This is a genomic window from Pseudomonas sp. PA-5-4B (assembly GCF_021606215.1).
Classification (GTDB): domain Bacteria; phylum Pseudomonadota; class Gammaproteobacteria; order Pseudomonadales; family Pseudomonadaceae; genus Aquipseudomonas; species Aquipseudomonas edaphica.
The window spans coordinates 1-25859 of the sequence record NZ_WKDB01000068.1; the positions used below are offsets into that span (position 1 = coordinate 1).

20 protein-coding genes are annotated in these 25859 nt (G+C 58.6%); 10 read left to right on the forward strand and 10 right to left on the reverse strand.

Going from position 1 to position 25859, the window contains the following annotated elements; translation table 11 throughout:
• Positions 1–132 precede the first annotated feature (132 nt).
• The 3 genes from GIW28_RS25025 to GIW28_RS25035 all read right to left on the reverse strand — a co-directional run bounded on the left by GIW28_RS25025 (position 133) and on the right by GIW28_RS25035 (position 2268).
• Entirely contained in the window at positions 133–999 is an 867-nt protein-coding gene (locus tag GIW28_RS25025; RefSeq protein WP_236447326.1) for a carboxylate/amino acid/amine transporter, read from the reverse strand.
• 203 nt (positions 1000–1202) lie between these two features.
• On the reverse strand, positions 1203–1802 hold the full coding sequence (locus tag GIW28_RS25030; RefSeq protein WP_017134849.1) for an FMN-dependent NADH-azoreductase: 600 nt from the start codon (positions 1800–1802) through the stop codon (positions 1203–1205).
• 151 nt (positions 1803–1953) lie between these two features.
• Positions 1954–2268: a 3-phosphoglycerate kinase gene (locus GIW28_RS25035; RefSeq protein WP_236447325.1), complete on the reverse strand. Its 315-nt coding sequence runs from the start codon at positions 2266–2268 to the stop codon at positions 1954–1956.
• 49 nt (positions 2269–2317) lie between these two features.
• Here GIW28_RS25035 and GIW28_RS25040 point away from each other — a divergent pair, with 49 nt between their 5' ends.
• The 5 genes from GIW28_RS25040 (at position 2318) to aqpZ (ending at position 7524) form a co-directional block, all read left to right on the forward strand.
• On the forward strand, positions 2318–3241 hold the full coding sequence (locus GIW28_RS25040) for a LysR family transcriptional regulator (protein ID WP_236447324.1): 924 nt from the start codon (positions 2318–2320) through the stop codon (positions 3239–3241).
• A gap of 14 nt (positions 3242–3255) precedes the next feature.
• Entirely contained in the window at positions 3256–4059 is an 804-nt protein-coding gene (locus GIW28_RS25045) for an alpha/beta fold hydrolase (RefSeq protein WP_017134846.1), read from the forward strand.
• Positions 4060–4062: 3 nt separating this feature from the next.
• The gene (locus GIW28_RS25050) at positions 4063–4626 is read left to right on the forward strand and encodes a peptidylprolyl isomerase A (RefSeq protein ID WP_016979352.1); all 564 of its coding nucleotides are present in this window, start codon (positions 4063–4065) and stop codon (positions 4624–4626) included.
• Positions 4627–4708: 82 nt separating this feature from the next.
• Entirely contained in the window at positions 4709–6541 is a 1833-nt protein-coding gene (locus GIW28_RS25055) for an ABC transporter ATP-binding protein (protein WP_236447323.1), read from the forward strand.
• 281 nt (positions 6542–6822) lie between these two features.
• Complete coding sequence (gene aqpZ / locus GIW28_RS25060) at positions 6823–7524, forward strand: aquaporin Z (RefSeq protein WP_017134844.1); 702 nt, start codon at positions 6823–6825, stop codon at positions 7522–7524.
• 11 nt (positions 7525–7535) lie between these two features.
• Here the strand turns inward: aqpZ and GIW28_RS25065 are convergent, their stop codons facing one another.
• Entirely contained in the window at positions 7536–8660 is a 1125-nt protein-coding gene (locus tag GIW28_RS25065) for a GNAT family N-acetyltransferase (protein WP_026013510.1), read from the reverse strand.
• A gap of 282 nt (positions 8661–8942) precedes the next feature.
• On the opposite strand from GIW28_RS25065, the gene GIW28_RS25070 reads away from it, so the two are divergent.
• Positions 8943–10265: a putative porin gene (locus tag GIW28_RS25070; protein ID WP_017134842.1), complete on the forward strand. Its 1323-nt coding sequence runs from the start codon at positions 8943–8945 to the stop codon at positions 10263–10265.
• 120 nt (positions 10266–10385) lie between these two features.
• Here the strand turns inward: GIW28_RS25070 and GIW28_RS25075 are convergent, their stop codons facing one another.
• The 5 genes from GIW28_RS25075 to aceK form a co-directional block, all read right to left on the reverse strand.
• Positions 10386–10619, reverse strand: a complete 234-nt coding sequence (locus GIW28_RS25075) for an anti-sigma factor family protein (protein ID WP_017134841.1) — start codon at positions 10617–10619, stop codon at positions 10386–10388.
• Complete coding sequence (locus GIW28_RS25080) at positions 10613–11227, reverse strand: RNA polymerase sigma factor (RefSeq protein WP_016973332.1); 615 nt, start codon at positions 11225–11227, stop codon at positions 10613–10615. The genes GIW28_RS25075 and GIW28_RS25080 overlap by 7 nt, the downstream gene beginning before the upstream one ends.
• 124 nt (positions 11228–11351) lie before the next feature.
• Positions 11352–12473 carry a beta-ketoacyl-ACP synthase III gene (locus GIW28_RS25085; protein ID WP_099548843.1) on the reverse strand — a complete coding sequence of 374 codons (1122 nt, stop codon included), beginning with the start codon at positions 12471–12473 and terminating at the stop codon, positions 11352–11354.
• 334 nt (positions 12474–12807) lie between these two features.
• Positions 12808–16719 (reverse strand): ATP-dependent RNA helicase HrpA, encoded by a 3912-nt coding sequence (gene hrpA, locus GIW28_RS25090; RefSeq protein ID WP_236447322.1) that lies wholly within the window; start codon positions 16717–16719, stop codon positions 12808–12810.
• Positions 16720–17040: 321 nt separating this feature from the next.
• Positions 17041–18750, reverse strand: coding sequence for a bifunctional isocitrate dehydrogenase kinase/phosphatase (gene aceK, locus GIW28_RS25095; RefSeq protein WP_099548841.1), 1710 nt, complete (start codon positions 18748–18750; stop codon positions 17041–17043).
• Positions 18751–19200: 450 nt separating this feature from the next.
• On the opposite strand from aceK, the gene GIW28_RS25100 reads away from it, so the two are divergent.
• Together GIW28_RS25100 and GIW28_RS25105 are read left to right on the forward strand one after the other, a co-directional pair.
• Positions 19201–20763, forward strand: coding sequence for a methyl-accepting chemotaxis protein (locus GIW28_RS25100; RefSeq protein ID WP_371318499.1), 1563 nt, complete (start codon positions 19201–19203; stop codon positions 20761–20763).
• Positions 20764–20827: 64 nt separating this feature from the next.
• Complete coding sequence (locus GIW28_RS25105) at positions 20828–21760, forward strand: DMT family transporter (protein WP_236490428.1); 933 nt, start codon at positions 20828–20830, stop codon at positions 21758–21760.
• Positions 21761–22018: 258 nt separating this feature from the next.
• Here the strand turns inward: GIW28_RS25105 and GIW28_RS25110 are convergent, their stop codons facing one another.
• Positions 22019–22477 carry a hypothetical protein gene (locus tag GIW28_RS25110; RefSeq protein WP_236446757.1) on the reverse strand — a complete coding sequence of 153 codons (459 nt, stop codon included), beginning with the start codon at positions 22475–22477 and terminating at the stop codon, positions 22019–22021.
• Positions 22478–23713: 1236 nt separating this feature from the next.
• On the opposite strand from GIW28_RS25110, the gene GIW28_RS25115 reads away from it, so the two are divergent.
• Both GIW28_RS25115 and GIW28_RS25120 read left to right on the forward strand, forming a co-directional pair.
• Positions 23714–24547 (forward strand): ABC transporter permease, encoded by an 834-nt coding sequence (locus tag GIW28_RS25115; RefSeq protein WP_236446758.1) that lies wholly within the window; start codon positions 23714–23716, stop codon positions 24545–24547.
• Positions 24537–25856 carry an ABC transporter ATP-binding protein gene (locus tag GIW28_RS25120; RefSeq protein WP_236446760.1) on the forward strand — a complete coding sequence of 440 codons (1320 nt, stop codon included), beginning with the start codon at positions 24537–24539 and terminating at the stop codon, positions 25854–25856. Before GIW28_RS25115 ends, GIW28_RS25120 begins: the two co-directional genes overlap by 11 nt.
• Positions 25857–25859: the final 3 nt, after the last annotated feature.

The following is a 25859-nucleotide window of genomic DNA, read 5'->3' on the forward strand; positions in this document are numbered from 1 at the left end:
GAGGCAAGAGCGCGAAAGTCGCGCTCATCGCCTGCATGCGGATACTGCTGATCAGACTAAATGCCATGCTGCGAGACGGTACAGAATGGCGCTGACGGACGGTGGGTTAAGACAGTTGCTCCCACATCTGGATCAGCTTATGACCGGCACCTTGCGCACACCCAAGCGACTGATCCACACCGCCCCCAGAATCACCAAACCTCCCAAAGCCAAGCGCCCCAACGGCTCGTGCTGATTCCAGATCAGCAAGTTGAGCAACAACCCCACCGGCACATGCAGGTTGTTCATCACCGCCAATGTACCGCCGTTGACCAGGCAGGCGCCTTTGTTCCACCAGTACATGCCCAGCGCAGTGCTGACCAGCCCAAGGAACACCAGTACGCCCCATTGCAGCGGCGCTTCGGGCAAAAAGTTGCTTTTCCCGAACAGCAGAAATGCCGGCAGCACCACGATCAAGGCGCCCAGGTAGAAGTAGCCGAAGCGCCGGTAGTGCGGCAGGTCGCTCGGATAACGCGCCACCAGGTGCTTGTACATCACCTGCCCGGCGGCGTAGGTGAAGTTGGCCAGTTGCAGCAGCAAGAAGCCCATCAGGAAGTTCGGCGTGATCTGGTCGAAGCGAATCACCGCCGCGCCGCCCACGGCAACCAGCGCAGCAATCAGCGCCCAAGAGTTGAATCGGCGGTTAAGCGCGTCTTCGATCAGGGTCACGTGCAACGGCGTGAGGATGGTGAACAGCAACACTTCCGGCACCGTAAGTACGCGAAAGCTCAAGTAAAGGCATACATAGGTCACGCCGAACTGCAGCGCACCGATCAGCAACATGCCGCGCATGAAGGGTGGCGCCACCGAACGCCAACGGGTCAGCGGGATGAAGATCAACCCGGCCAATACCACGCGCATCAGCACGGCGAAGTAGCTGTCGACGTGACCGGCGAGGTATTCGCCGATCAAGCTGAAGGAAAATGCCTGAATCAGGGTGACAACCAGTAAGTAGCCCATGCGCGCCTCGTTTCGAATGGGCGGGACATTAAAGGTTTTCGCCGTTTACTGAAACTCAAGGCAAAAAAAACCCGACCTCGCTAAAGCGGCAGTCGGGCAGGAGCACTCAGGAGCAACAAGTGCAAAGGGAGGTTCGATACGCGTACTTGAAGGGTTTGCGTGGAGCGATATAAACACCACGCGATTATGTGACGATTAAAACGTCAGGCGACCTGTGCCAGCAGCGCTTTGGCGTGGTTGATGCCCTTCTCCTGGAAGTCACCGCTCAAGTTCACGCCTTCGGCATGAATGAAGGTGACGTCATGAATCCCGATAAAGGCCATGACCTGGCGCAGGTACGGCTCCTGATGGTCGGAGCTGGCGCCGGTGTGGATGCCACCGCGTGCGGTCAGCACAATAGCGCGCTTGCCGGTCAGCAAACCCTGCGGGCCGGTGGCGGTGTACTTGAAGGTCACACCGGCACGCAACACGTGGTCCAGCCAGGCTTTGAGGGTGCTGGGAATGGCGAAGTTGTACATCGGCGCGGCCATCACCAGCACGTCGGCGGCGAGCAATTCGTCGGTCAGTTCGTTGGAGCGGTCCAGGGACGCCTGCTCGACGCGGCTGCGCTGGTCGGCGGGTTTCATCCAGCCGCCGAGCAGGTTGGCGTCCAGGTGCGGAACCGGGTTGAGGGCCACATCACGCACAGTGATCTGATCCGCCGGGTGGGCGGCCTGCCATTGGCTGATGAACTGTTGAGTCAGCTGGCGGGAGATCGAATCCTGCTGGCGGGCGCTGCTTTCGATGATCAGAACATTGGACATGGCTGGGTAGGCTCCATCTGTAAATGCTGTAAGACGATGGAGTGAAGATTAAACAGAGCCAATTCGATAAAAAAGCGTAAAAAACTGCTATAACCCATCTATAAATTTGTTTATAAGCGGAGTATTGCTGTGGGCATGCTCCGCTGCCGGTTTATTTTGGGGTGCAGGTCAGTGCGATACGCATCTTGATAATCGAGCGGGTGAATTTGACCGTGGTGTTGGTGCTTTTACCTGCCGGCACCGTGACCGTTCGGCGACGCGGCGATTCCGGGCCGTTGGTGAAGGTTACCGAGCACACCGCGTCATTGGTGCCGTAATTATTCAGCTGTATCGAACTGATGTCGTTGTCGACGTCGGACGCCGTGTAGTCAATGCTCACGCCCTCGATCTTTTTAGTAACGTCGGTGGAATAGGCAAACGCGCCCATCGGCAGCAGCGCCAGCAACACACAACAGAATTTTCTCATTCGGCAGTCTCCAATAAGGACCGCCAGCTTAGGACAAGAGGAGCTCATCTTGAAAGCGCCCCGCGTTACCCTCGATCAATGGCGCACGCTGCAGGCCGTGGTCGACCACGGCGGCTTCGCCCAGGCGGCTGAAGCACTGCACCGTTCGCAGTCCTCGGTGAGCTACACCGTGGCCCGCATGCAAGACCAGCTCGGCGTGCCATTGCTGCGCATCGACGGACGCAAGGCCGTGCTCACCGAGGCCGGTGAAGTGCTGTTGCGCCGCTCGCGGCAACTGGTCAAAAACGCCAGCCAACTGGAAGACCTCGCCCATCATATGGAACAGGGCTGGGAAGCCGAAGTACGCCTGGTGGTGGACGCCGCCTACCCGAATGCACGCCTGGTGCGCGCCCTCACCGCCTTTATGCCGCAGAGCCGTGGCTGCCGCGTGCGCCTGCGTGAGGAGGTGCTGTCGGGCGTTGAAGAGCTGTTGATGGATGGCATGGCGGACCTGGCCATCAGCGGCTTCATCATTCCAGGCTACCTGGGCACCGAAATGAGCGACGTGGAATTTATCGCTGTGGCCCACCCCGACCACTCACTGCATCGCCTGAACCGCGAGTTGAGCTTCCAGGACCTGGAAAGCCAGATGCAAGTGGTGATCCGTGACTCTGGCCGCCAGCAGCCGCGCGACGTCGGCTGGCTCGGCGCCGAACAGCGCTGGACCGTCGGCAGCTTGCCCACCGCCGCCACCTTCGTCAGCAGCGGCCTGGGCTTCGCCTGGTTGCCCCGACACCTGATCGAACGCGAACTCGAGGATGGCCTGCTCAAGCAGCTGCCATTGGAAAAGGGCGGCAGCCGCAACCCGACGTTCTACCTGTACTCGAACAAAGACAAACCCCTGGGGCCGGCCACGCAGATTCTTATCGATTTGTTGCGCACCTTCGACACCGCTCCCCTGGACGCACCTTTCGCCGCCCCCCAGCAAGCCTGAGACGGAGTTCACCCATGGCCTGGTTCGACCACGAAGGCTGCAGCCTGCATTACGAGGAATACGGTCACGGCGCTCCGCTGATCCTGATCCACGGCCTGGGCTCCAGCAGCCAGGATTGGGAACTGCAGATTCCGGTCCTGGCCCGGCATTACCGCCTGATCGTGGTGGATATACGCGGTCACGGTCGCTCCGACAAACCCCGCGAACGCTACAGCATCCAGGGTTTTACCTTCGATCTGGTGGCGTTGATCGAACACCTGAACCTGCCGCCCGCCCATGTGGTGGGTTTATCCATGGGCGGCATGATCGCATTCCAGCTGGCCGTGGACGACCCCGCTCAGGTCAAGAGCCTGTGCATCGTCAACAGCGCGCCCGAGGTCAAGGTGCGCAGCGCCGATGATTACTGGCAATGGGCCAAGCGCTGGAGCCTGGCGCGCGTGCTCAGCCTTGCCACCATCGGCAAAGCGCTGGGCGATCGGCTGTTCCCCAAACCCGAGCAAGCCGACCTGCGGCGCAAAATGGCCGAACGCTGGGCAAAAAACGACAAACGTGCTTATCTCGCCAGCTTCGATGCGATTGTCGGCTGGGGCGTGCAGGAACAACTTTCCAGAATTACCTGTCCTACCCTGGTCATCAGCGCCGACCACGACTACACCCCCGTGGCGCAGAAAGAAAACTATGTAAAACTGCTGCCCGATGCGCGGCTGGTGGTAATCGAAGATTCCCGCCATGCCACGCCCTTGGATCAACCCGAAGTCTTTAACGCTACCTTGCTCGATTTTCTAAAGACAGTCGAAACCACTACCCAGGATCACTGACCCATGCTGAAAAAAATCGCCTTCTTTGCCGGCTCCGTATTGTTCGCAGCCAACCTGATGGCTGCTGAGCCTGCCAAGGCCCCTCACGTCCTGATCACCACCACCAATGGCGACATTGAAATCGAACTGGACCCGGTCAAGGCGCCGATCAGTACCAAGAACTTCCTGGCCTATGTCGACAAAGGCTTCTACACCAACACCATTTTCCACCGCGTGATCCCGGGTTTCATGGTCCAGGGCGGCGGTTTCACCGCGCAGATGTCGCAGAAGCCGACCGAAGCACCGATCAAGAACGAAGCCAGCAACGGCCTGCATAACGTTCGCGGCACCTTGTCGATGGCACGTACCAACGATCCAAATTCGGCCACCAGCCAATTCTTCATCAACGTGGCTGACAATGCCTTCCTCGACCCAGGCCGTGATGCGGGCTATGCCGTGTTCGCCAAAGTGGTTAAGGGCATGGACGTTGTCGACGTCATCGTCAACTCGCAAACCACTACCAAGCAAGGCATGCAGAACGTGCCAATCGATCCTGTTGTGATCAAGTCGGCCAAGCGCATCGACTGAGGTCCGCAGCAAGCTCCGCACGCGGCCCACAACGCCGCGTGCGCATTTGAAAGGAGAGCCCGCAACGCGGGCGTCAGACTGAATGCTCTATCGTCGCTTTGAACAACTGATCGACATTTTCCGCGACGCTCCCAGCGCCGCCCCTCCTGATAAAGTCCTGCCCTTCTACCTCTACTACCTGCGCCAGGTGTGGCCAAGTTTTGCCGCCTTGCTGGTGGTCGGCCTGATCGGCGCGTTGATCGAAGTGGCATTGTTCAGCTACCTGAGCCGCATTATCGATTTGGCCCAAGGCACGCCGCCCGCCAACTTCTTCCAGATTCACAGCGCCGAGCTGATCTGGATGGCCGTGGTTGCCCTGCTGCTGCGCCCGATCTTCAATGGCCTGCATGACTTACTGGTGCACCAGACCATCAACCCCGGCATGACCAGCCTGATCCGCTGGCAGAACCATAGCTACGTACTCAAGCAGAGCTTGAACTTCTTCCAGAACGATTTCGCCGGGCGCATTGCCCAGCGCATCATGCAAACCGGCAACTCCTTGCGCGATTCGGCAGTGGCGACCGCGGAAGCCATCTGGCATGTGTCGATCTACGCCATCAGCGCCCTGGTGCTGTTTGCCGAGGCGGACTGGCGCCTGATGATCCCGCTGATCACCTGGATCATTCTTTACAGCCTGGCGTTGCGTTACTTCGTGCCTCGCGTGAAAGAACGCTCGGTGATTTCCTCCGAGGCGCGCTCCAAATTGATGGGCCGCATTGTCGACGGCTACACCAACATCACCACCTTGAAGCTGTTCGCCCATACGCAAAATGAGCAGGAATACGCCAAGGAAGCGATCATCGAGCAGACCGAAAAAACCCAGTTGGCCGCGCGCGTGCTCACCAGCATGGACGTGGTGATCTGCACCTTGAACGGCGTGCTGATCGTCACCACCACCGGCCTGGCGTTGTGGCTGTGGACGCAGTCACTGATTTCGGTGGGCGCCATCGCCCTCGCCACAGGCCTGGTGATCCGTATCGTCAACATGTCCGGCTGGATCATGTGGGTGGTCAACGGCATCTTCGAAAACATCGGCATGGTGCAGGACGGCCTGAAAACCATCGCTGCACCGCTGGCAGTGACCGACCGCGACAATGCCCCGCGCCTGAACGTGCCGCACGGCGAAGTGCGTTTCGAGCAGGTGGATTTCCACTATGGCAAAAAGAGCGGGATCATTGGCGGCCTGAACCTTCAGATCAAGGCCGGTGAGAAAATCGGCCTGATCGGCCCCTCCGGTGCGGGCAAATCAACCCTGGTCAACTTGCTGCTGCGCCTGTACGACCTGCAAGGCGGGCGCATCCTGATCGACGGCCAGAACATCGCCGAAGTCGCCCAGGAGTCCTTGCGTGCACAGATCGGCATGATCACCCAGGACACCTCGCTGCTGCACCGCTCGATCCGTGACAACTTGCTGTACGGCAAGCCGGATGCCACCGATGAGGAACTCAACGCCGCCATCCACAAAGCCCGCGCCGATGAATTCATCCCGCTGCTGTCGGATGCCGAAGGGCGCACAGGGCTGGATGCGCACGTGGGCGAGCGCGGGGTGAAACTCTCGGGCGGGCAACGTCAGCGCATTGCCATTGCGCGGGTGCTGCTCAAGGACGCGCCGCTTCTGATCATGGACGAGGCCACCTCGGCACTCGATTCGGAAGTGGAAGCGGCGATTCAGGAAAGCCTGGAGACCTTAATGCAAGGCAAGACGGTGATTGCGATTGCGCACCGATTGTCGACCATTGCGCGCATGGACCGGCTGGTAGTGCTGGAGAAAGGCCAGATTGCCGAGACCGGCAGCCATGCCGAACTGCTGGCCCAAGGCGGCTTGTATGCCAGGTTGTGGCAGCACCAAACGGGTGGGTTCGTCGGCATCGATTAAAAACACACCGCAAAACAGTGTGGGAGCTGGCTTGCCTGCGATAGCGCACTGTCAGTACCGAATTGGTTATCTGGCACACCGCAATCGCAGGCAAGCCAGCTCCCACCTTTAATCAGCGCCAAGCCCCTAATCCACGGGCCCCTGGCGCTTTTTTTATGGCCTGGATTTGTATCAAAAGCGTGCTGTAATCAGTGCAGTGCCTAGAGGGGCGCTGAAGTAAATCTGCAGGGAGCATCACTGATTTGCTGATTCGGTAGAGCTATCTATCAAGGACGTGTCGCATGTCTTTGTTCAAACGTTCAATCACAGAGGGGTTAGGTACGTTTTGGCTGGTGTTGGGCGGTTGCGGGAGTGCGGTGTTGGCCGCAGCGTTTCCCGCCGTCGGGATCGGGTTCCTCGGTGTGGCCCTGGCCTTCGGGCTGACGGTGCTGACCATGGCGTTTGCCATCGGGCATATCAGCGGGTGCCACCTCAACCCGGCAGTGTCAGTGGGGCTGGTCGTGGGCGGGCGGTTTCCGGCCAGGGAGTTACCGGCTTACATCGTCGCGCAGGTAATCGGCGCCACTGTCGCCGCTGCGCTGTTGTACTTCATTGCCAGTGGCAAGCCGGGGTTCGAACTGGCGTCGGGCCTGGCCTCCAACGGCTACGGCGAGCATTCGCCGGGTGGCTACTCGATGGCTGCGGGGTTTGTCTGTGAGCTGGTGATGACGGCGATGTTCGTGCTGATCATCCTCGGCGCCACCGACCGTCGTGCTCCGCCGGGTCTTGCACCCATCGCCATCGGCCTGGCCTTGACCTTGATCCACTTGATCTCCATTCCCGTGACCAACACTTCGGTCAACCCGGCCCGCAGTACCGGCCCGGCCCTGATCGTCGGCGGATGGGCGATCCAGCAGTTGTGGATGTTCTGGCTGGCGCCGATCCTCGGTGCTGTAATCGGCGGCGTGACCTATCGATGGCTGGGCAAGGAGCAGCCAGCCTGAGGCAATCGGGTTCAGCCCTGCCGATAAGGCAGGGCTGCCCTTGCCTCTTCGGCATACGCCAGAATCCCAACCCGCTCGCGCTCCAGGAAGTCTTCCACGGCATTCTTCAAACCCGGATGGCGCAGGTAGTGCCATGACCGTGTGATCACCGGTTCAAAGCCGCGAATCAACTTGTGTTCGCCCTGGGCGCCAGCGTCAAAACGTTGCAGGCCGTGGGCGATGGCGTAGTCCATACCTTGGTAGAAGCAGGTTTCGAAGTGCAGGCGGTCGAACTCCGCCAGGCAGCCCCAGTAGCGGCCATAGAAACTGTCGCCACCGATCAGGCTGAAGGCCATGGCCACCGGGCGTGCGCCTTGTTTGGCCAGCACCACGCGGATCGCCTCGGGCATGCGTTCGGCCAGCAGGCTGAAAAAGGCGCGGGTCAGGTAGGGTGACTGGCGACGCACCGCGTAGGTGTTGGCGTAACAGGCGTAAACAAAATCCCACTGCGCCTCGCTTAACTCGTGGCCTTGCAACCATTCAAAATCGATGCCCTGCCCCGCCACTTGCTCGCGCTCTTTGCGCATTTGTTTGCGCTTGCGTGAACTCAAGGCATCGAGGAAGTCCTGGAAGTCGCGATAGCCGCGGTTTTGCCAGTGGAACTGGCAGCCCAGGCGCTGCAACCAACCCGCCTGCCCAGCCAATGCGGCATCGGCCAACGGGTCGGTGAAGTTGATATGGGCACTGGAGAGCCCTTCGATTTCCAGATACCCGGGCAAGCTACCCAGCAGTTCAACCCCGTCCTCGGCATTCCTGGCCAACAAACGTGGGCCACTCACCGGACTGAACGGCACCGCCGTCAGCAACTTGGGGTAGTACTCGATGCCCGCGCGCGCGCACGCATCCGCCCAGCCATGATCAAACACGTACTCGCCGTAGGAGTGCCACTTGCGGTAGCTGGGCAGGGCCGCCACCAGCCGCTCGCCTTCCCAATGCAGCAAATGCTCGGGCTGCCAACCGGACTGCGGGCCCAAGCTGGCGCTGTCTTCCAGGGCACTCAGAAAGGCGTGCCGCACAAAGGGTTGGGCCTGCGGCACCAGGGCATCCCAGACTTGCGGGGCGATTGCAGACAGCTTGTCCAGGCGTTGCAGCGGCATCGGCATCCTCACTGTTTCTTGGCGTGAAAGCCTGGCGAGTATCGCCTATCGCGGCGCCAGGCACACCTCGAAACGAGCGAGACAAACCTCGAAACAATTAGTTCCAGATTAAATAATTTGTCATCTAGGTGAAATCACTTAGCCACTACTCCGTCATAAACGATCGCGATACTGACGCCTGTTTTTAGAGCGCCTGGTTCTACCAGGCGGCTATTTTCCGTCCGTCATCGGTCGGTTGTGTCCTGGATGGTTTGCCATCCCTCCTCACTTTCGGAGATTGATATGCGTCTTGCTTCCACTAAAACTGCGGCGGCCCTGTGTGGCGGCCTGTTGCTGGCCCTGAGCGTTCCGGCCAGCGCTGCAGTCGACGCTAAATTGCTCGACATGCTCAAGGCCAACGGCCAGATCACCGCTGCGCAGTACACCGAACTGCAAACGGAATTAGCCAAGGACCAGAAAGAAAAGCAGATCGCACAGCAAGCTCAACAAGAGACCAACGAGCAGATCGCGGCCACCGCGAAAAAAACCAACGACCTCAGCGTCTTCGATCAGAAGCTGGCCTGGGCCGCACGCACTCAGCTCAAGGGTGATGTGCGCTTCCGTCAGGAAACCGTGAAGATCCAGGGCGAATCCAACAACGGCGGCCGCGACAAAGACCGTCAGCGCATCCGTGCCCGCCTGGGTGCCTACACCGAAATCAACTCCCAGGTTGACACCGGCATCCGCGTGGCCACCGGCAGCAGCGACGACGCGCGCTCCACCAACCAGGACCAGGACAACTACTTCGACAAGAAGTCGATCTGGCTGGACCTGGGCTACATCGACTACCACCCGGACCAGATCAAGAACCTGCACGTGATCGGCGGCAAGATGCTGCAGCCGTGGGTAAACATGGGCGACGTGATCTGGGATAGCGACATCAACCCTGAAGGCCTGGCCGTCACCTACAAGTACCCATTGGGCGGCAGCGCCGAGCTGTTCGGCAGCCTGGGCAACTACAACCTCAAGGACAACGTAGACGGCGACGGCGTGCAATTTCGCCACGACCTGCGCCTGACCTCCGGCCAGTTGGGCACGCGCTTCTCGCTCACCGACAACCTGAAAATGACCCTGGGCGGCAGCGTCTACGCCTACCAGAACGACAAGGACAGCCGCTGCACTACCACCACCACGCCGTGCGCGCTGGCGGTCAACGGCAACTCGGCCAACAACGAATTCCGTCTGTATGAAGGCTTTGCCCAAGCCGACATCGGCGGCCTGGCCGTGCCTTTGGCGTTCTACGGCCAGTACGTGAAAAACAACGATGCGGTGACCGACCAGGACACCGCCTGGTTGATCGGTGCCAAATCCAAGGTGTTCGGTTTCAACCTGGACTACAACTACCGCGATACGCAACGTGATGCAGTGGTTGGCGCCTTCACCGATTCGGACTTCGCCAACGGCACCACCGGTTCGCGCGGTCATAAGCTCAAAGTCAGCTACGACATCGACAAGAACTTCGCCCTCGGCGCCACGTACTTCCTGACCAAGGCTGACTACGCCAGCCGCACGCAGCGTGATGCCAACACCAATACCTTGCAGTTGGATGCTGAAGCCAAGTTCTAAATGTGCATGCAATAACCCTTGGGCCAGGACGGCCCGAGGGGGTTTCAACAGCCTTGCGTGGGTGGGTCGATCCCCATCATCCGTTCGACTCACCCACGCGAGCCTGCCTCTTTCCCACCGTTACTGATCTTTGAGCCTTTCGGCCACCAGCCGATCAGCCAGTGCATCAGCGTCCTTTACCGGCTCCTCCGGCATGATCTTCAAAGTCGCCTGCATCAGGCGCATCTGACGAATAAATCGCCGGCAGTTGGGGCAGAACATCAAGTGATGACGCACCAGCAAACGCTCTCGAAAGGTCAATTGCCCATCGAGGTAGTCACTGGACCGCGCCACTTGTTCCTTACAGGTCAACATTCGCCCGTTTCCTCAAAATGCTCCACCGTGGCGAAGACTTTAAGCCGTGCTCGATGCAACAGCACACGGACATTGGAGAGCGAGAGGGTCAGAAGATTACAAATCTCCTCCAACTCCAGGCCCTGACGTTCACGCAACACCAATACGCTGCTTTGCAGCTCCGACAAGCTCAGGATTGTATGCTCCAGGCATTTGCGCAGTTCATCCTCGGTCAGCAAGGCTTCCGGGGTGTCCTGGTGCCAGGCGTAAGGCGCAACGGCCCAGTGGCCGTCGTCGGGGACGAAGCGGTCATCGCCAATGGTGCCGTGGGGCGAAGGCAAATCGTCGAGCAATACTTCCCGGCGATTCTGTTTGTAGCGGCCCTTGGCAGAATTGGCGGTGATGGTCAGCAGCCAGGTTTTGAGGCTGGAGCGCCCTTCGAACTTGGCCAGGTTGCGTACCACTGACAACCAGGCGTCTTGCACCACTTCATCGGCGTGGCGCTGGCCGACAATGGCATAGGCAACCGCGCGCATGGCGCTCTGGTAGGTGGTGACCAGTTCCTTGTAGGCCCGCTGCTCGCCCTTGAGCAGCCGTTCAAGCAGGTGCGCGTCGTCCGCTGCTGCCATTCAAACCTCGATCTTGCCTTGGAAATAGGATCAATGTGGGAGCTGGCTTGCCTGCGATGCAGGCACCTCGGTGGATCAGTCACACCACAGTGATGCCATCGCAGGCAAGCCAGCTCCCACAAGATTAGCGCTTGCGCAGGATCACGCTGCCGATCGAGTAACCCGCACCGAACGAGCTGAGCACTGCAACCGAGCCCTTGGGCAGATCGTCCTGATAGGTGTGAAACGCGATCACCGAGCCCGCCGAGCTGGTATTGGCGTATGTATCAAGGATCACCGGCGCTTCTTCCACCGAGGCTTCGCGGCCCAGCAGCTTCTTCACAATCAGGTGGTTCATGCTCAGGTTGGCCTGGTGCAGCCAGAAGCGCTTCACGTCGGTCACGCTCAGTTGGTTTTCTTGCAGGTGTACACCGATCAACTCGGCAACCATCGGGCAGACATCACGGAAGACTTTGCGGCCTTCCTGCACGAACAGCTTGTCCGGCGCGCCGATGCCTTCTTCGGCGGTACGGTTGAGGAAACCGAAGTTGTTACGGATGTTATTGGAAAACTTGGTCAGCAGCTTGGTGCTGACCACGTCGAACTGGTGCTCGGAGGTCGCCAGATCAGCACGCTCGAGGATCACCGCCGTGGCCGCATCACCGAAGATGAAATGGCTGTCGCGGTCGCGGAAATTCAAGTGGCCGGTGCAGACTTCCGGGTTGACCATCAGGATCGCCCGGGCCTGGCCCAGTTGGATGCTGTTGGCCGCGTTCTGGATGCCGAAGGTGGCCGAGGAACACGCCACGTTCATGTCGAAGCCGAAACCCTGGATGCCCAGGGCTTCCTGGACTTCAATGGCGATGGCCGGGTAGGCGCGCTGCAGGTTGGAGCAGGCGACGATCACGCCATCGATGTCGGCGGCGGTCTTGCCGGCGCGCTGCAGGGCTTGTTCGGCGGCGCCGACGGCCATCTGGCAGAGTACCGACCACTCGTCGTTGCTGCGCTCGGGCAGGCGCGGGGCCATGCGTTGTGGGTCAAGGATGCCGTCCTTGTCCATCACAAAGCGGCTCTTGATGCCCGACGCTTTCTCGATAAAGGCGGCGCTGGACTCGGTCAATGCCTGCACGTCACCGCGCTCAATGGCGGCAGCGTTGTCTGAATTGAACTGTTGCACGTAAGCATTGAAAGACTGCACCAGCTCTTCGTTGGAGATGCTGTTGGCCGGGGTGTACAGGCCAGTGCCGCTGATGACGACGTTATGCACGGTCGTTCCTCTAAATCTGTCAGGCAGAGAAGATATTGGTACCGTCGTACCAAACTTTAATTCGTTCGATACCCTCCAGCGGGCATCAAACTGGCAACGCTTTATCCCATCGCACCACAGTGTTTCGCGGCGTTACCGGTCTTTATGACTGCGAAGTTTGCCACAACCTCGCGCATTTGGCGCCATCCCCAGGATTAACCCCCGCAATCCACTGTGGGAGCTGGCTTGCCTGCGATGCAGACACTGCGGTGTATCAGCCAAACGGTGGTGATGCCATCGCAGGCAAGCCAGCTCCCACAGGGGTTGGGCGTTGCCTGGAGGATCGAGGAAGAACTCAGGCCTCGACCAGGCTCCACTGTTTGCTCAAACGCTTATCGGAAATCGGCACCTTGGTGCCCAACTGCTGGGCAAACAGCGACACCCTGTATTCCTCCAACCACCAGCGGTAAAGCTCCAGCTGCGGGTCGCGCTTGCCTTCCTGGGCATGTTTGTTCAAACGGTTCTGGTACTGCGCCCACAGGCCGCCCAACTCCGAGCTCCAGACCCGATCTTTTTGCACCTGGCTTGGCAACTTCTCCAGGCGCAGCTCGATGGCCTTGAGAAAGCGCGGCAATTCCTTGAACCACTGCGCCGGGGTTTCGCGCACAAAACCGGGATATACCAGGTTGCTGAGTTGCTGTTTGATGTCGTTCAACGCCACCGCCTGGGCCAGGTCGATCTTGCCTTTGAAGCGTTTCTGCAAGCCATGCCAGAGTTTCAGCACGTCCAGGGTCAAGCGCGCCAGGCGTTCGGCGTGTTCGGTCCAACTGCCGCGCTTGCGTTCGGCCAACGCAGCCAGACCCGCGCCGTCACGCGGCAGGCTGGCTTCGCCTTCGAGCACGCAGGTGTCGAGGCTGGCCAACAGAATATCTTCCACCAGCGCATCAATGCGCCCCAGCTCGCGGTACATCAGGCCCAGCTCAGTCAACCCAGGCAATTTGCCGCGCAGGAATTTTGCCGGTTCCGCCAGTTGCTGCATGAGCAGGCGCTGCAAGGCGCGACGGTGCTGGAACTCGGCTTCGGCGGCGGTGGAGAAACGCCCTTCCTTGACCGTGCCGTTTTCTTCGACCAGTGCCGGATACACCGTCATCGACAGGCCAGCAATCTTTTGCTGGGTCTTTTCCGCCACGGCGGCAAACACCTTGGCTTCCACCGGCTGTTGGCTTTTCGCGGTTTTCGGTACAGCCAATGCGGCCTGGCTGGCCTCGGCGAAACGTGCGGTCAGCTCGGCCAGGTCGCGGCCTTCGCCCAGGAACTTGCCCTGGCCGTCAACCACTTCCAGGTTCATCTTCAGGTGGCTTTCCACCTGCTGCGCCGCCTCGGCCCAGGCTTCATCGCTGACCCGCGCGCCGGTCATGCGCAGCAATTCGCGGCCCAGCGCCTGGGGCAACGAGCCCTGGCCAAATTCGATACGTTGCAGGGCGGCCTTGACGAAATCCGGCACCGGCACAAAGTTCTTGCGCAGCGCCTTGGGCAGGTTGCGCACCAGCGCAATGCACTTGGCTTCGATCACACCCGGTACCAGCCACTCCAGGCGCTCAGGCGGCAACGCCGGCAACAGCGGCGCCGGTACGCGCAGGGTTACGCCGTCGCGGGGGTGGTTGGGTTCAAAGTGGTAACTCAGGGCTAGTTCCAGGTCGCCCAGGTGCAGGGTGTCGGGGTAATGCGCGGCGGTGACTTCACTGGCCTCGCGGGCCAGCACGTCTTCTTCACGCATGATCAGCAGTTGCGGGTCTTTCTGGCTGTTGACCTTGTACCAGCTGTCGAACGTGGCGGTCTGGTGGATCTCTGCCGGCAAGCGCGCGTCATAGAAGGCGTACAGGGTTTCTTCATCCGCCAGAATGTCGCGACGACGGGCCTTGGCCTCCAGTTCATCGAGCTGTTCCAGCAGCTGCTGGTTGGCCGTGAGGCACTTGGCGCGGGATTGAATCTCGCCGCGTACCAACCCTTCACGAATAAACAACTCGCGGGACACCACCGGGTCAATCGGCCCGTAATGTACCGGCCGGCGCCCGACCACAATCAGCCCGAACAGGGTGATCTGCTCAAACGCCACCACTTGGCCGCGCTTCTTTTCCCAGTGCGGTTCGAAGTGGTTTTTCTTGATCAGGTGCCCGGCCAGCGGCTCGATCCAGTCGGCGTCGATCTTGGCGACCATGCGCGCATACAGCTTGGTGGTTTCCACCAGTTCGGCGGTCATCAGCCATTGCGGACGTTTTTTGCCGATGCCCGAGGACGGGTGAATCCAGAAGCGCCGCTGCCGTGCGCCGAGGTAATCGCCGTCTTCGGTTTTTTGCCCGATCTGGCTGAGCAAACCGGACAGCACCGCCTTGTGCAGTTTCGCAAAGTCGGCCGGTTCCTTGTTGAGGGTCAGCTGCATATCGCGGCAGATCAGGCTCAACTGGCGATGGGAGTCACGCCACTCGCGCAGGCGCAGGTAATTCAGGAAGTTCTTGCGGCACCAGTTACGCAACGGGCTGGCGGTCAACGCCTGGCGCTGTTCTTCAAAGCCACGCCACAGATTAACCAGCCCGGCGAAGTCCGAGTCTGCATCTTTCCACTGTGCGTGGGCCTGATCGGCGGCTTGCTGGCGCTCCGGCGGACGCTCGCGAGGGTCCTGGATCGACATGGCACTGGCCACAATCAACACTTCCTGCAAACTGCCGAGCTTGGCCGCTTCGAGCAGCATGCGGCCCATGCGCGGGTCCACCGGCAAGCGCGCCAGTTGGCGGCCCAGCGGCGTGAGCTGGCTGTTGCGGTCGACTGCCGAGAGTTCTTGCAGCAGGTTGAAACCGTCGCTGATCGCCTTGCCATCCGGCGGTTCGATAAACGGGAAGTCGGTGATTTCGCCCAGGCGCAGGTGCAGCATCTGCAGGATCACCGCGGCGAGGTTGGTGCGCAGGATCTCCGGGTCGGTAAATTCCGGACGGCCGATAAAATCTTCTTCGCTGTACAAGCGAATGCAAATGCCCGGCTCAACCCGGCCGCAGCGGCCTTTACGCTGGTTGGCACTGGCCTGCGAAATCGCCTCGATCGGCAGGCGCTGCACCTTGGCGCGGTAGCTGTAGCGGCTGATGCGCGCGGTGCCGCTGTCGATCACATAACGGATGCCCGGCACGGTCAGCGAGGTTTCCGCAACGTTGGTCGCCAACACCACGCGGCGGCCTGGGTGGGACTGGAAAATCCGCTGCTGTTCGGCCGGCGACAGGCGCGCGTACAGCGGCAGAATTTCAGTGTGTTTGAGCTGGGCCTTGCGCAGCATGTCGGCGGCGTCGCGAATCTCGCGTTCGCCGGGCAAAAACACCAGCACATCGCCGGGGCTGCGGCGCTCACTGCGCTCATAGGCGGCAATTTCGTCGAGGGTGGCGAGAATCGCCTGGTCGACGGTCAAGTCATCCTCGACACGGTTACCCTCCTCGTCCTGCTCAAGCGTCAACGGGCGATACCAGGTGTCGACCGGGAACGTGCGGCCCGAGACCTCGACAATCGGCGCATCGTCGAAGTGCTTGGAAAAGCGCTCCAGGTCGATGGTCGCCGAGGTGATGATGACTTTAAGGTCCGGGCGGCGCGGCAACAGGGTTTTCAGGTAACCGAGCAGGAAGTCGATGTTCAGGCTGCGTTCGTGGGCTTCGTCGACGATGATGGTGTCGTAGCGTTCCAGATAACGGTCGTTCTGGGTTTCCGCCAGCAAAATGCCGTCGGTCATCAGCTTGATCAGCGTGTTGGAATCGCTCTGGTCTTCAAAACGCACCTGATAGCCGACCAGCGCGCCCAATGGCGTGGCCAGCTCTTCGGCAACCCGGCTGGCGACGCTGCGCGCAGCAATCCGGCGCGGCTGGGTGTGGCCGATCAGGCCGTACTGGCCGCGCCCAATCTCCAGGCAGATCTTCGGCAACTGGGTGGTTTTACCCGAACCGGTTTCGCCGGCAATGATCAGCACCTGATGCTTGTTTAGCGCCTCTTTGATCTCGTCACGCTTGGCCGCGATCGGCAGGCTGTCGTCATAGCGAATCACTGGCAGGCTGGCACGCCGCGCGGTGACTTGGGCGCAGGACGCCTGCATACGCGTGACCCACTGCGCCAGCTTCTCCTCGTCGGGCTTCTTGCGCAGCTCAAGCAACTGGCGCCGCAAGCGGTGGCGGTCGGCGAGCATGGCGTGATCGAGGTTTTTGAGCAGTTGGTCGATAGCGGGCGCTTGGTCAGTCATCAGGTACTTTGCAGGTCGTCTATTTATGCACGGCCGACAAGTGTGGCAGAAAAGCGGCTGATCTGGCAGACGGCTAAGTAAACCGGATCAAATGTGGGAGCAACTGTCTTAACCCACGCTCCTCTGTGGCGAGCAGGCTTGCCCTGCGCTGGGCTGCGCAGCAGCCCCATTGTAGACACCGAGATACTCCTGAAAGAACTCTGAGTCTGTTTTTGGGGCCGCTGCGCAGCCCAACGCAGGGCAAGCCTGCTCGCCACAACAGCCCACTTCGCACAGACGTTGTTAAATTGGAGCAAGCCTCCTCCCAAACGGTATATGCGTTTACAGCGGGTCTTTGCGCCGATACGGAAACACATCAATCACCTTGCCGGCGCGAATCGCTTCCTGCAGGCCTTTCCAGTAGTCGGCGTTGTACAACTCGCCATGCAACTCGTCGAACAGCTTGCGCTGGCCGGCGTCGGCGAACAGGAACGGCGGAAACTCTTCCGGGAACACGTCCAGCGGGCCGATGGAGTACCAGGGCTCCGAGGCCATTTCATCTTCAGGCGTGCGCGGCGCGGGGATGTGGCGGAAATTGGCTTCGGTGAGAAAGCAGATCTCGTCATAGTCATAGAACACCACACGACCGTGGCGGGTGACGCCGAAGTTCTTCAGCAGCATGTCGCCGGGGAAGATGTTCGCCGCCGCCAGTTGCTTGATTGCCAGGCCATAGTCTTCCAGGGCTTCGCGCACCTGGGCGGGGTTGGCGTTGTCCAGGTAGAGGTTGAGCGGGGTCATGCGCCGCTCGGTCCAGCAGTGGCGAATCAGTACCGTATCGCCCTCCACCTGCACCGTGCCGGCGGCGACTTCCAGTAACTCGGCCAGGCATTCGGGCTCGAATTTGCTCAAGGGAAAACGGAAATCGGCAAACTCCTGGGTGTCGGCCATGCGCCCCACACGGTCAACACTTTTGACCAGCCGGTACTTCTCGATCACCGTGGCGCGGTTGACGTTCTTCGACGGCGAAAAACGGTCCTTGATGATCTTGAACACGGTGTTGAAGCCCGGCAGCGTGAACACACTCATGACCATGCCGCGCACGCCGGGCGCCATGATGAATTGATCATCGGTGGTCGCCAAGTGGTTGATCAACGCGCGGTAGAACTCCGACTTGCCGTGCTTGTAGAAACCGATCGAGGTGTACAGCTCGGCAATATGCTTGCCAGGCAGGATGCGCTTGAGAAAGCCGATAAACTCGGCCGGCACCGGCACATCGACCATGAAGTAGGAGCGCGTGAAGGAGAAGATGATCGACACATCGGCTTCGTCGGTGATCAGCGCATCGATCTGGATGCCGCGCCCTTCGCGGTGCAACAACGGGATCACCAGTGGCCACTGCTCGTCGCGGGTAAAAATGCGCCCAACCAGATAGGCGCCTTTATTACGGTAAAGCACCGACGAAAACAGCTCGATGCTCAGCTGCGGGTCTTTGCACACCCAATCCGGCAGGTTTTCGCGCAACTGCGCCTGGAGGCGGCGCAGGTCGCCGTCGAGGTCGGCGTAGGCTTCGCTGAAGCGGTAATCGGCGAAGATCTGCGCCAGCGTCGCCGCCAGGTCGCCCGCAGGCTTATAGGTACGCGTTTGCGCCGCACGTGCCCGGCGCAGGCTGGGCCGCGTGGTGTGGATGAACATGCAGCCGTCGCTGATCAGGTCATGGCTGAACAGCCCGCAGAAGATCGAGTTGTACCAGGTCTCGGACAGCTCATCGTCAAAACGCAGATCGATCAGGCCGATATACGCGCTTTTAACCAATGGCCACTCGTCCACTGCCAGCAACGCCGCCTCATCGAAGTGGGCACGCAGACGCGCCGTGACTTCAGCGACCTTCTCTTCATACAAATTGATCCGCGCCGCCGATGCCGCCTGCCCTTGCTGCCACTGAGCCTTTTCGAAACGCTCGCGGGCGCCGTCGGTGATCTGGCGAAAATGCTCACGGTAATCGTCGAAGCCATCGAGGATCATGCGGGCAATGGCAGGGGCGGATGGCGACATGCGGGAAACCTCGAACGGGTATCTGGATGCCTGAGCTTAGCCAGTGAATCGAGGCAGGAGAAGGATGATTTGCACGGCCTGACTGTACAACATCATGCAATTTGTACATTTATTTTCAGTTTTCACCAATCGACCGTACGGTCAGCAAAAACACCATAAAGTCGCGCCGCCCACCGCTACAGGCCTGGAGCTGCGGGGCTTGACGCTCGTTGCCAGGAAACCGCGCAAACCTGTGAGTTCTCAACGTATGTAACACCCTTGATACCACTTAGGGGATACCCCGATTACCACCTTGATGGCACTTTGATATATAGCGCGCCCTTCCCAACCTAACAAGGTCTGAAGACCGACCCGGGAACCGGTTCAAATCGCCTAAGGAGCACTAAGATGTCATTGAGGAATATGCCGATCGGTCTGCGCGCCAGCCTGAGTTTTGGGGTGTTGGCCAGCATGCTGGTGATCGTCGGAATGTTTGGCCTGGGGCAGATGGCCAAGCTGCGCGAAAGCGCGTTGGTGATTGAAGAATCATGGATGCCGAGCATCGAGAATATCCACGACGCTGCCGCCTGCATCGCCAGCATCCGCCTGGAGTCGATGCGCATGGCGACCACCGACGAATCACGGATCCGCGACAACAGCAAAAGCCTGATCGCCAACCAGCGCAGCGAACTCAACACCCTGCTGGAGCACCACGCAGACCTGCTCAGCGGCGACGACGAACGCGCCATGCTCAAGCAGCTCAACATCAATGTGAACACTTACAACAGTATCGTCAGCCAGATGGTGGAGCTGGTCGACAAGGATCAACAGCAAGACGCCATCGACCTGCTCAGCACGCGCCTCGGCCCGCAGGGCACGCTCCTGAATAAAAGCCTGGAGGACATGATTACCTTCAACCAAAAAGGCGTGGAAACCGCAGCAGACGCGGCGGCGCAGATGTATACCAGCGCGCAGTGGGTGGTCGGCCTGATCATTGTGTGCGCGCTGATCGCGACCTTGTTGCTCGCCTGGCTGCTGACCCGCAGCATCACCGCCCCGCTCGGCCAGGCCCTGGCCGTGGCGCGCACCATTGCCGGTGGTGATTTGAGCCAGCCCGTCGTGGTCAAAGGCAGCGACGAACCGGCGCAACTGTTGACGGCCCTGGCCACCATGCAGGACCAGTTGCGCACCACCCTCCATGGCATCAGCGAGTCGGCGCAGCAACTGGCGTCCGCAGCCGAAGAGATGAGTTCGGTGATGGAGCAGAGCACCCGTGGCTTGCAAGCGCAGAACGATGAGATCGAACAGGCCGCCACCGCCGTCAACGAGATGAGTGCGGCAGTGGACGAAGTCGCGGCCAATGCGGTGTCCAGCGCCGAGGCATCCAAGGCCTCCGACGAAGACAGCAAGCACGGTCATTACCAGATCAGCGAAACCATCAGCTCGATCCAGAACCTGGTGGACGAAGTGCTCGGCGCCTCGAACAAGGCCGAAGGGTTGGCCGTGCAAGCCCAGGACATCAGCAAAGTGCTGGAAGTGATCCGCGGCATCGCTGGGCAAACCAACCTGCTGGCGCTTAACGCCGCCATCGAAGCCGCCCGCGCCGGCGAGGCCGGGCGCGGGTTTGCAGTGGTGGCCGACGAGGTGCGCTCGCTGGCGCAACGCACCCAGGACTCCACCGAAGAAATCGAGCAGATGATCAACGGCATCCAGCAAGGCACCCAAGGCACCGTCGAAGCGCTCAACAGCAGCGCCGAGCACGCCGGCCAGACCTTGCAGCGGGCCAACAACGCCGGCAGCGCCCTGGAAAAAATCACCGCCGCCATCTCGCAAATCAGTGAACGCAACCTGGTGATCGCCAGCGCCGCCGAGCAACAGGCCCTGGTGGCCCGCGATGTCGACCGCAGCCTGGTGAACATCCGCGACCTGTCGACCCAGACCGCCGCCGGTGCCACCCAGACCTCGGCGGCCAGCCACGAATTGTCGCGCCTGGCGGTGGACCTCAACGGCATGGTCACGCGGTTTGTCCTGTAATTAGCGATTGTGTCGCGCAGGCCACTGGGCAACACTCGCCGCCTTATTGATGTAGGAGTGTTCCGTGAGACCTGTCGACACCCTGTACCTGTTGGGGCTGGCTGCCATTTGGGGCGCGAGCTTCCTGTTCATGCGCATCATTGCGCCGGAAATCGGCACGGTGCCGACTGCGTTTTTTCGCGTGTCGATTGCGGCAGCCGGCCTGCTGGTAATCCTCACCGTGATGCGCGTGAACTGGGACTTCCAGGGCAAGTTCAAGACCGTGCTGCTGCTCGGCGTGATCAACTCCGGCATTCCCGCGACTATGTATTCCGTGGCCGCCCAGGTGCTGCCGGCGGGATACTCGGCGATCTTCAACGCCACCACGCCGTTGATGGGCGTGTTGATTGGCGGGTTGTTCTTCAGTGAACGCCTGACCCCTTCGAAAATCGCAGGTGTGTGTTTGGGCCTGTTTGGCGTAGGAGTCCTGACCCGTGCCGGGCCGGTAGCCTTTGATCTGGACTTGTTGATGGGCGCACTGGCCTGCCTGCTGGCCACCACGTGCTACGGCTTTGCCGGTTTCCTTGCGCGGCGCTGGCTCGATCAACGTGGCGGCCTGGACAGCCGGCTTGCGGCGTTGGGCAGCATGCTCGGCGCTACCCTTTTCTTACTGCCGTTCTTTGCCTACAGCGCCATCAGCCATCCACCAGCGAGCTGGGGTGGTTGGCAGGTATGGTCTTCGTTGCTGGGGTTGGGGCTGGTGTGTACGGCGTTTGCCTACATCCTGTACTTCCGTTTGCTGTCGTCCATTGGGCCGGTGAAGTCGATGACGGTGACGTTTATGATTCCGCCGTTTGGGGTGTTGTGGGGGGCGTTGTTGCTGGGGGAGCCGTTGTCGATGGCGCATGTGTATGGCGGGGTGTTGATTGGGGGGGCGTTGTGGTTGGTGTTGCGGGTGGGGAAGCTGGACAACGCAAGAAAGAAAAAAGCTAGCCTCCACACATTTAATCGCAACTGACCTATAAAGGTTCGGGTAAAGGTTCGGGCGAATCAATACAGCGATTGCCGCTTGCTTTAGACCTGAAACGTCGACCCAATGAATCAAGGCGGCGGTAATGAATCGCTACCCGCGAACAGTTCAGAGGCGGATCAGTATCCGCCTCATCACTTCTAAATCGCCGCCTAAACAGCAACGAAACTGGACCAGTGCTTCAAAATAGACGCTTTCGCAGCTCATGAAGAATGCTCAGGCCTGGCATCCCGAGCAAGCCCTATCTCAGTTCGTTGGGAAGATAGCGCGATGACCATCCCAGTCCGAACGGCCTTCCTTCACTACCAATTGAACGCCTGGCGTACTGTAAGCGACAACGCCCAGCGATTTGGAGTGCTCGAAACCACTCAGGGAGAGCGGAATGGAACAGGTCAATACGTCGGTACCCGTACAAAATTTAGCCAACTCAAAATCACCCACATTTTCCGCGATAGTTTGCTTGTCATCATTCAAGTGAACCGCAAACGACAGACCGCTCTCCTTGCCGCGGGCCACCTTCATCACAGCAAGCTTATGCTTATCCAACGAATCGGTTGAGTCGAAACGCAGATCCGAGATGGTCGTACCATCGGCGAATACAGTTGTTTTGGACGCCACCGGACTTTGCGTAGCGGTCGACGTGTAAATGATGCCAGCTACGATTGCAGCAACCGCTACCGCAGGAATAATCCAAAATTTGCTCATGCTACGTTCCTTTTCAATTCAGTTGGATACAACAATTCAGTAGACACAAACACACGTTATAGAGGAGGCACGCTGCGACTATCCTAACGGGGCATTACAGCAACCCCACGCCGAGGAAAGGCAGTGTGATAGCAACAAATACGGGTCTTAAATAAAAAGATTTAACCGAATTGGCTACCATTGCTTGATGACTTTACGACCTACCATACGGACAACTGACGCGGCTATTACCGCCTATCAACAGCCTGACCCGAAGCATGAACACCGAAGTCACTACCGGCCGCTTGAAGGACAGAGGCTCTATGAATTCGAAAGCATCATTTGCAAAGCCTTTTCCACACTCTATAGGCCGGCATTTTGACGGACCCGTATCATAACTTTGTACAACCAGCTTTGGTAGAGCAAGTGAGCAACGAAAACGCCTGCGCGCTCATCCCAAAGGCCACACACTCTCGCCTGCATCTCCTTGCCCACCCTTCGTCGAATTAAATTTCCACCGCCCCGTTGATCTCGAGCCTTGGGGAGCTTTATTACCGGCCTTTGACACACAACAGCCTGAGTTTATCCTTCGCCAGGACAGCCATCTGTCGGATCACTGCAGCAAGTGGACTCAAGGAAGGAGCGGCCTAAAGACTGCCTGCGGACGAAATCGATCGGAGGGTGCAGAGCCTCATCTCGACTGAGATTTGCGTGTGCCGCGATGCTTAGCGTTGCAAAATTCAGGCACGAGCGCTTGTGCTTACTGGCCCATGGACCAGACGAATGGCCACAAAAAATTATTGCTAGTCCCAAAATGCCAATAAAGCTAAACTCTACGCTTTGAAGCTTTAGCCGACATCGGTACCGCTTTTTGACACGACCGAGCAACGTCTGAATGAGTCCGCCAAAGCAAAAAAATCTCGATGAACACCATAACGTCAAGATCTGGAGAGGCAGCGTCAAAGGGCCCAATCAGACGCCTGCAGAGATCATCGCCCCTCCCTCTGGCACTCGACAAAGGTCAATTTATGGGACGCACGCTGCTCTGCATCCGCTTTTCATTCTTAATTGCTGAATACCTGCCCGAAACCCAATTTTCCCGGATGAAGAGAAAGCATCTGCTATGAAAGCGCCGTCCATTCAAATACCCGATACCGTTTTTATTGAACAAGTAGTAGTGGACGATGGTCAATCCTATTCTATTAATGACCGTATTCAGCAATACGCTCTAAATTTACATCAGGTTAGAATCAACTAATGGAAATGCATACCGCTCAACCACTTTCCCCTTGGCAGATGCTGAAAAGTGGCTTTAGACATCGTCAGTTGATATTCCAATTGACTCAGCGAGAAATTTCCTCGCGCTATCGTGGCTCCGTCATGGGCGTGGCGTGGTCATTTATCAACCCGCTTCTGCTACTCACCATTTATACATTTGTATTTTCGACGGTCTTCAAGGCGCGCTGGGGCGCTGGCTTGGGTTCTGAGTCAAAAGTCGACTTCGCGCTCGTGCTATTCGCCGGACTGATCATCCATGGCTTCTGTGCAGAATGCATCAACTCGGCCCCCAAGCTGATTCTGAGCAACGTCAACTACGTCAAAAAAGTGGTATTCCCTATTGAAGTGCTGACTATGACCTCAGTACTGAATGCCTTGTTTCACTTTACCGTTAGCCTAAGCGTACTGCTCGCCACTCAGCTATTCTTCAATCATACAGTCCCGCTGACGGCCTTATACTTCCCAATAATTATAATACCACTGGTATTTATGATGATGGGTATTTCATGGTTACTGGCTGCACTCGGTACTTATATCAGAGACATCGGGCAAATTACCGGCATGGCGGTCACGGCGCTACTCTTTTTATCGCCGGTTTTTTACCCTATATCGGCACTGCCTGAACAGTATCAAGGCTGGCTGTATCTGAACCCACTGACAGCCATCATTGAAAACGGAAGAGCGACCTTGCTATTTGGACAACTACCAGATTGGCACAGCCTGGCAATAAGCTTCGGGATTGGAGTTATCACTTGCGCCTTGGGCTACGCCTTCTTTCAAAAAACTCGTGCAGGTTTCGCAGATGTACTCTAACGATGTTGCTATCAGTGTCAGCGGTCTGTCCAAGCGTTTCAACATGTATGAAAAAGCTCAAGATCGTCTGTTGCAAATGTTTCTACCCTCGTTGAAGACGCACAAAGAGTTTTGGGCGCTTAACGATATTAACTTTGAAATCGCACGCGGCGAATCGGTCGGCATCATTGGCAAGAATGGTTCAGGCAAATCAACGCTGCTACAAATTATTTGCGGAACGTTAACCCCCACCTCTGGCACAGTAAATGTGAACGGAAGGATTGCCGCTTTGCTGGAACTCGGGTCCGGCTTCAATCCAGACTTCAGCGGTCGTGAAAACGTCTACCTGAATTGTGCTATTCACGGCTTGAACCGCCAACAAACCGATGAATTGATGGATGACATTCTTTCTTTCGCAGATATCGGTACGTTTATCGATCAGCCCGTAAAAACGTACTCCAGTGGCATGTTCGTTAGGCTGGCGTTTTCCGTACAGGCTAACCTGAAACCGGATATCCTGATCGTCGATGAAGCGCTTGCCGTCGGTGACGCCCTCTTTCAGAAGCGTTGTTACGAACGCATCGAAATGCTGACCAGCAGTGGCACTACCCTGCTTTTTGTATCCCATGATGAGGAGTCGGTACGCACACTCACCCAGCGCGCAATTTTCCTGTCCAATGGCAGAGTTCAAAGCGCTGGGCCTTCGGCAGAAGTCATTCTGGATTACCGGAGAGATCTGCACGCCCAAGAAAGTGCCTACCTTGCGCACCTGACGAAAGTTGTTTCCAACAAGACTCAGGCAGCGCCATCCGTCAAAGGCAAAGCCCCTGACAAGTTCTCATTCGGCAATTTTGACGCAGAAGTCATTTCGGTCAAAGTACTCGACACGGACGGCGCGGAGAAACAAGTTTTCTACCCTACCGAGACCGCAGTACTGCGCGTAGAGTGCGTCAGTCACTCAGACCTTAGCAACCTCAACGTCGGTATTCGGTTGCGCAACAAAGAAGGCGTGAAGATTTACTCCTGGGGCACGTTGAATCAGGACATGTCTATTGATGCGAACCTCTGCGAGGGCGAGTACTTTTGGGGTAAGAGTTTCTCCGCAGGCGAAACATTCATCGTAGATTTCGAATTTGTCTGCAGCCTTGGTGTAAACCTTTATGAGGTGCAGGCGGCCATTTCGCACGAAGGTAAACCTTATTACGCAGAACAGCGCATTATTCACTGGCGAGATGAGGCTGCTTTTTTCTCGATTGCGACCAAGCCTCGTGAATACCATTTTGGCGGTGTAATGGACCTCCGCATGAAAGCCGTTTCGATTAAGGGCTGAACA

Bases quoted from the DNA above. Each gene is read 5' to 3' on its own strand.
- GIW28_RS25100 (WP_371318499.1), top strand. From the start codon at position 19,201: ATGCTGGTGATCGTCGGAATGTTTGGCCTGGGGCAGATGGCCAAGCTG.
- GIW28_RS25075 (WP_017134841.1), bottom strand. From the start codon at position 10,619: ATGTTGACCTGTAAGGAACAAGTGGCGCGGTCCAGTGACTACCTCGAT.
- GIW28_RS25065 (WP_026013510.1), bottom strand. From the start codon at position 8,660: ATGCCGCTGCAACGCCTGGACAAGCTGTCTGCAATCGCCCCGCAAGTC.
- GIW28_RS25120 (WP_236446760.1), top strand. From the start codon at position 24,537: ATGTACTCTAACGATGTTGCTATCAGTGTCAGCGGTCTGTCCAAGCGT.
- GIW28_RS25030 (WP_017134849.1), bottom strand. From the start codon at position 1,802: ATGTCCAATGTTCTGATCATCGAAAGCAGCGCCCGCCAGCAGGATTCG.
- GIW28_RS25080 (WP_016973332.1), bottom strand. From the start codon at position 11,227: ATGGCAGCAGCGGACGACGCGCACCTGCTTGAACGGCTGCTCAAGGGC.
- GIW28_RS25115 (WP_236446758.1), top strand. From the start codon at position 23,714: ATGGAAATGCATACCGCTCAACCACTTTCCCCTTGGCAGATGCTGAAA.
- aceK (WP_099548841.1), bottom strand. From the start codon at position 18,750: ATGTCGCCATCCGCCCCTGCCATTGCCCGCATGATCCTCGATGGCTTC.
- GIW28_RS25035 (WP_236447325.1), bottom strand. From the start codon at position 2,268: ATGAGAAAATTCTGTTGTGTGTTGCTGGCGCTGCTGCCGATGGGCGCG.
- GIW28_RS25055 (WP_236447323.1), top strand. From the start codon at position 4,709: ATGCTCTATCGTCGCTTTGAACAACTGATCGACATTTTCCGCGACGCT.
- GIW28_RS25050 (WP_016979352.1), top strand. From the start codon at position 4,063: ATGCTGAAAAAAATCGCCTTCTTTGCCGGCTCCGTATTGTTCGCAGCC.
- hrpA (WP_236447322.1), bottom strand. From the start codon at position 16,719: ATGACTGACCAAGCGCCCGCTATCGACCAACTGCTCAAAAACCTCGAT.
- aqpZ (WP_017134844.1), top strand. From the start codon at position 6,823: ATGTCTTTGTTCAAACGTTCAATCACAGAGGGGTTAGGTACGTTTTGG.
- GIW28_RS25025 (WP_236447326.1), bottom strand. From the start codon at position 999: ATGGGCTACTTACTGGTTGTCACCCTGATTCAGGCATTTTCCTTCAGC.
- GIW28_RS25070 (WP_017134842.1), top strand. From the start codon at position 8,943: ATGCGTCTTGCTTCCACTAAAACTGCGGCGGCCCTGTGTGGCGGCCTG.
- GIW28_RS25045 (WP_017134846.1), top strand. From the start codon at position 3,256: ATGGCCTGGTTCGACCACGAAGGCTGCAGCCTGCATTACGAGGAATAC.
- GIW28_RS25110 (WP_236446757.1), bottom strand. From the start codon at position 22,477: ATGAGCAAATTTTGGATTATTCCTGCGGTAGCGGTTGCTGCAATCGTA.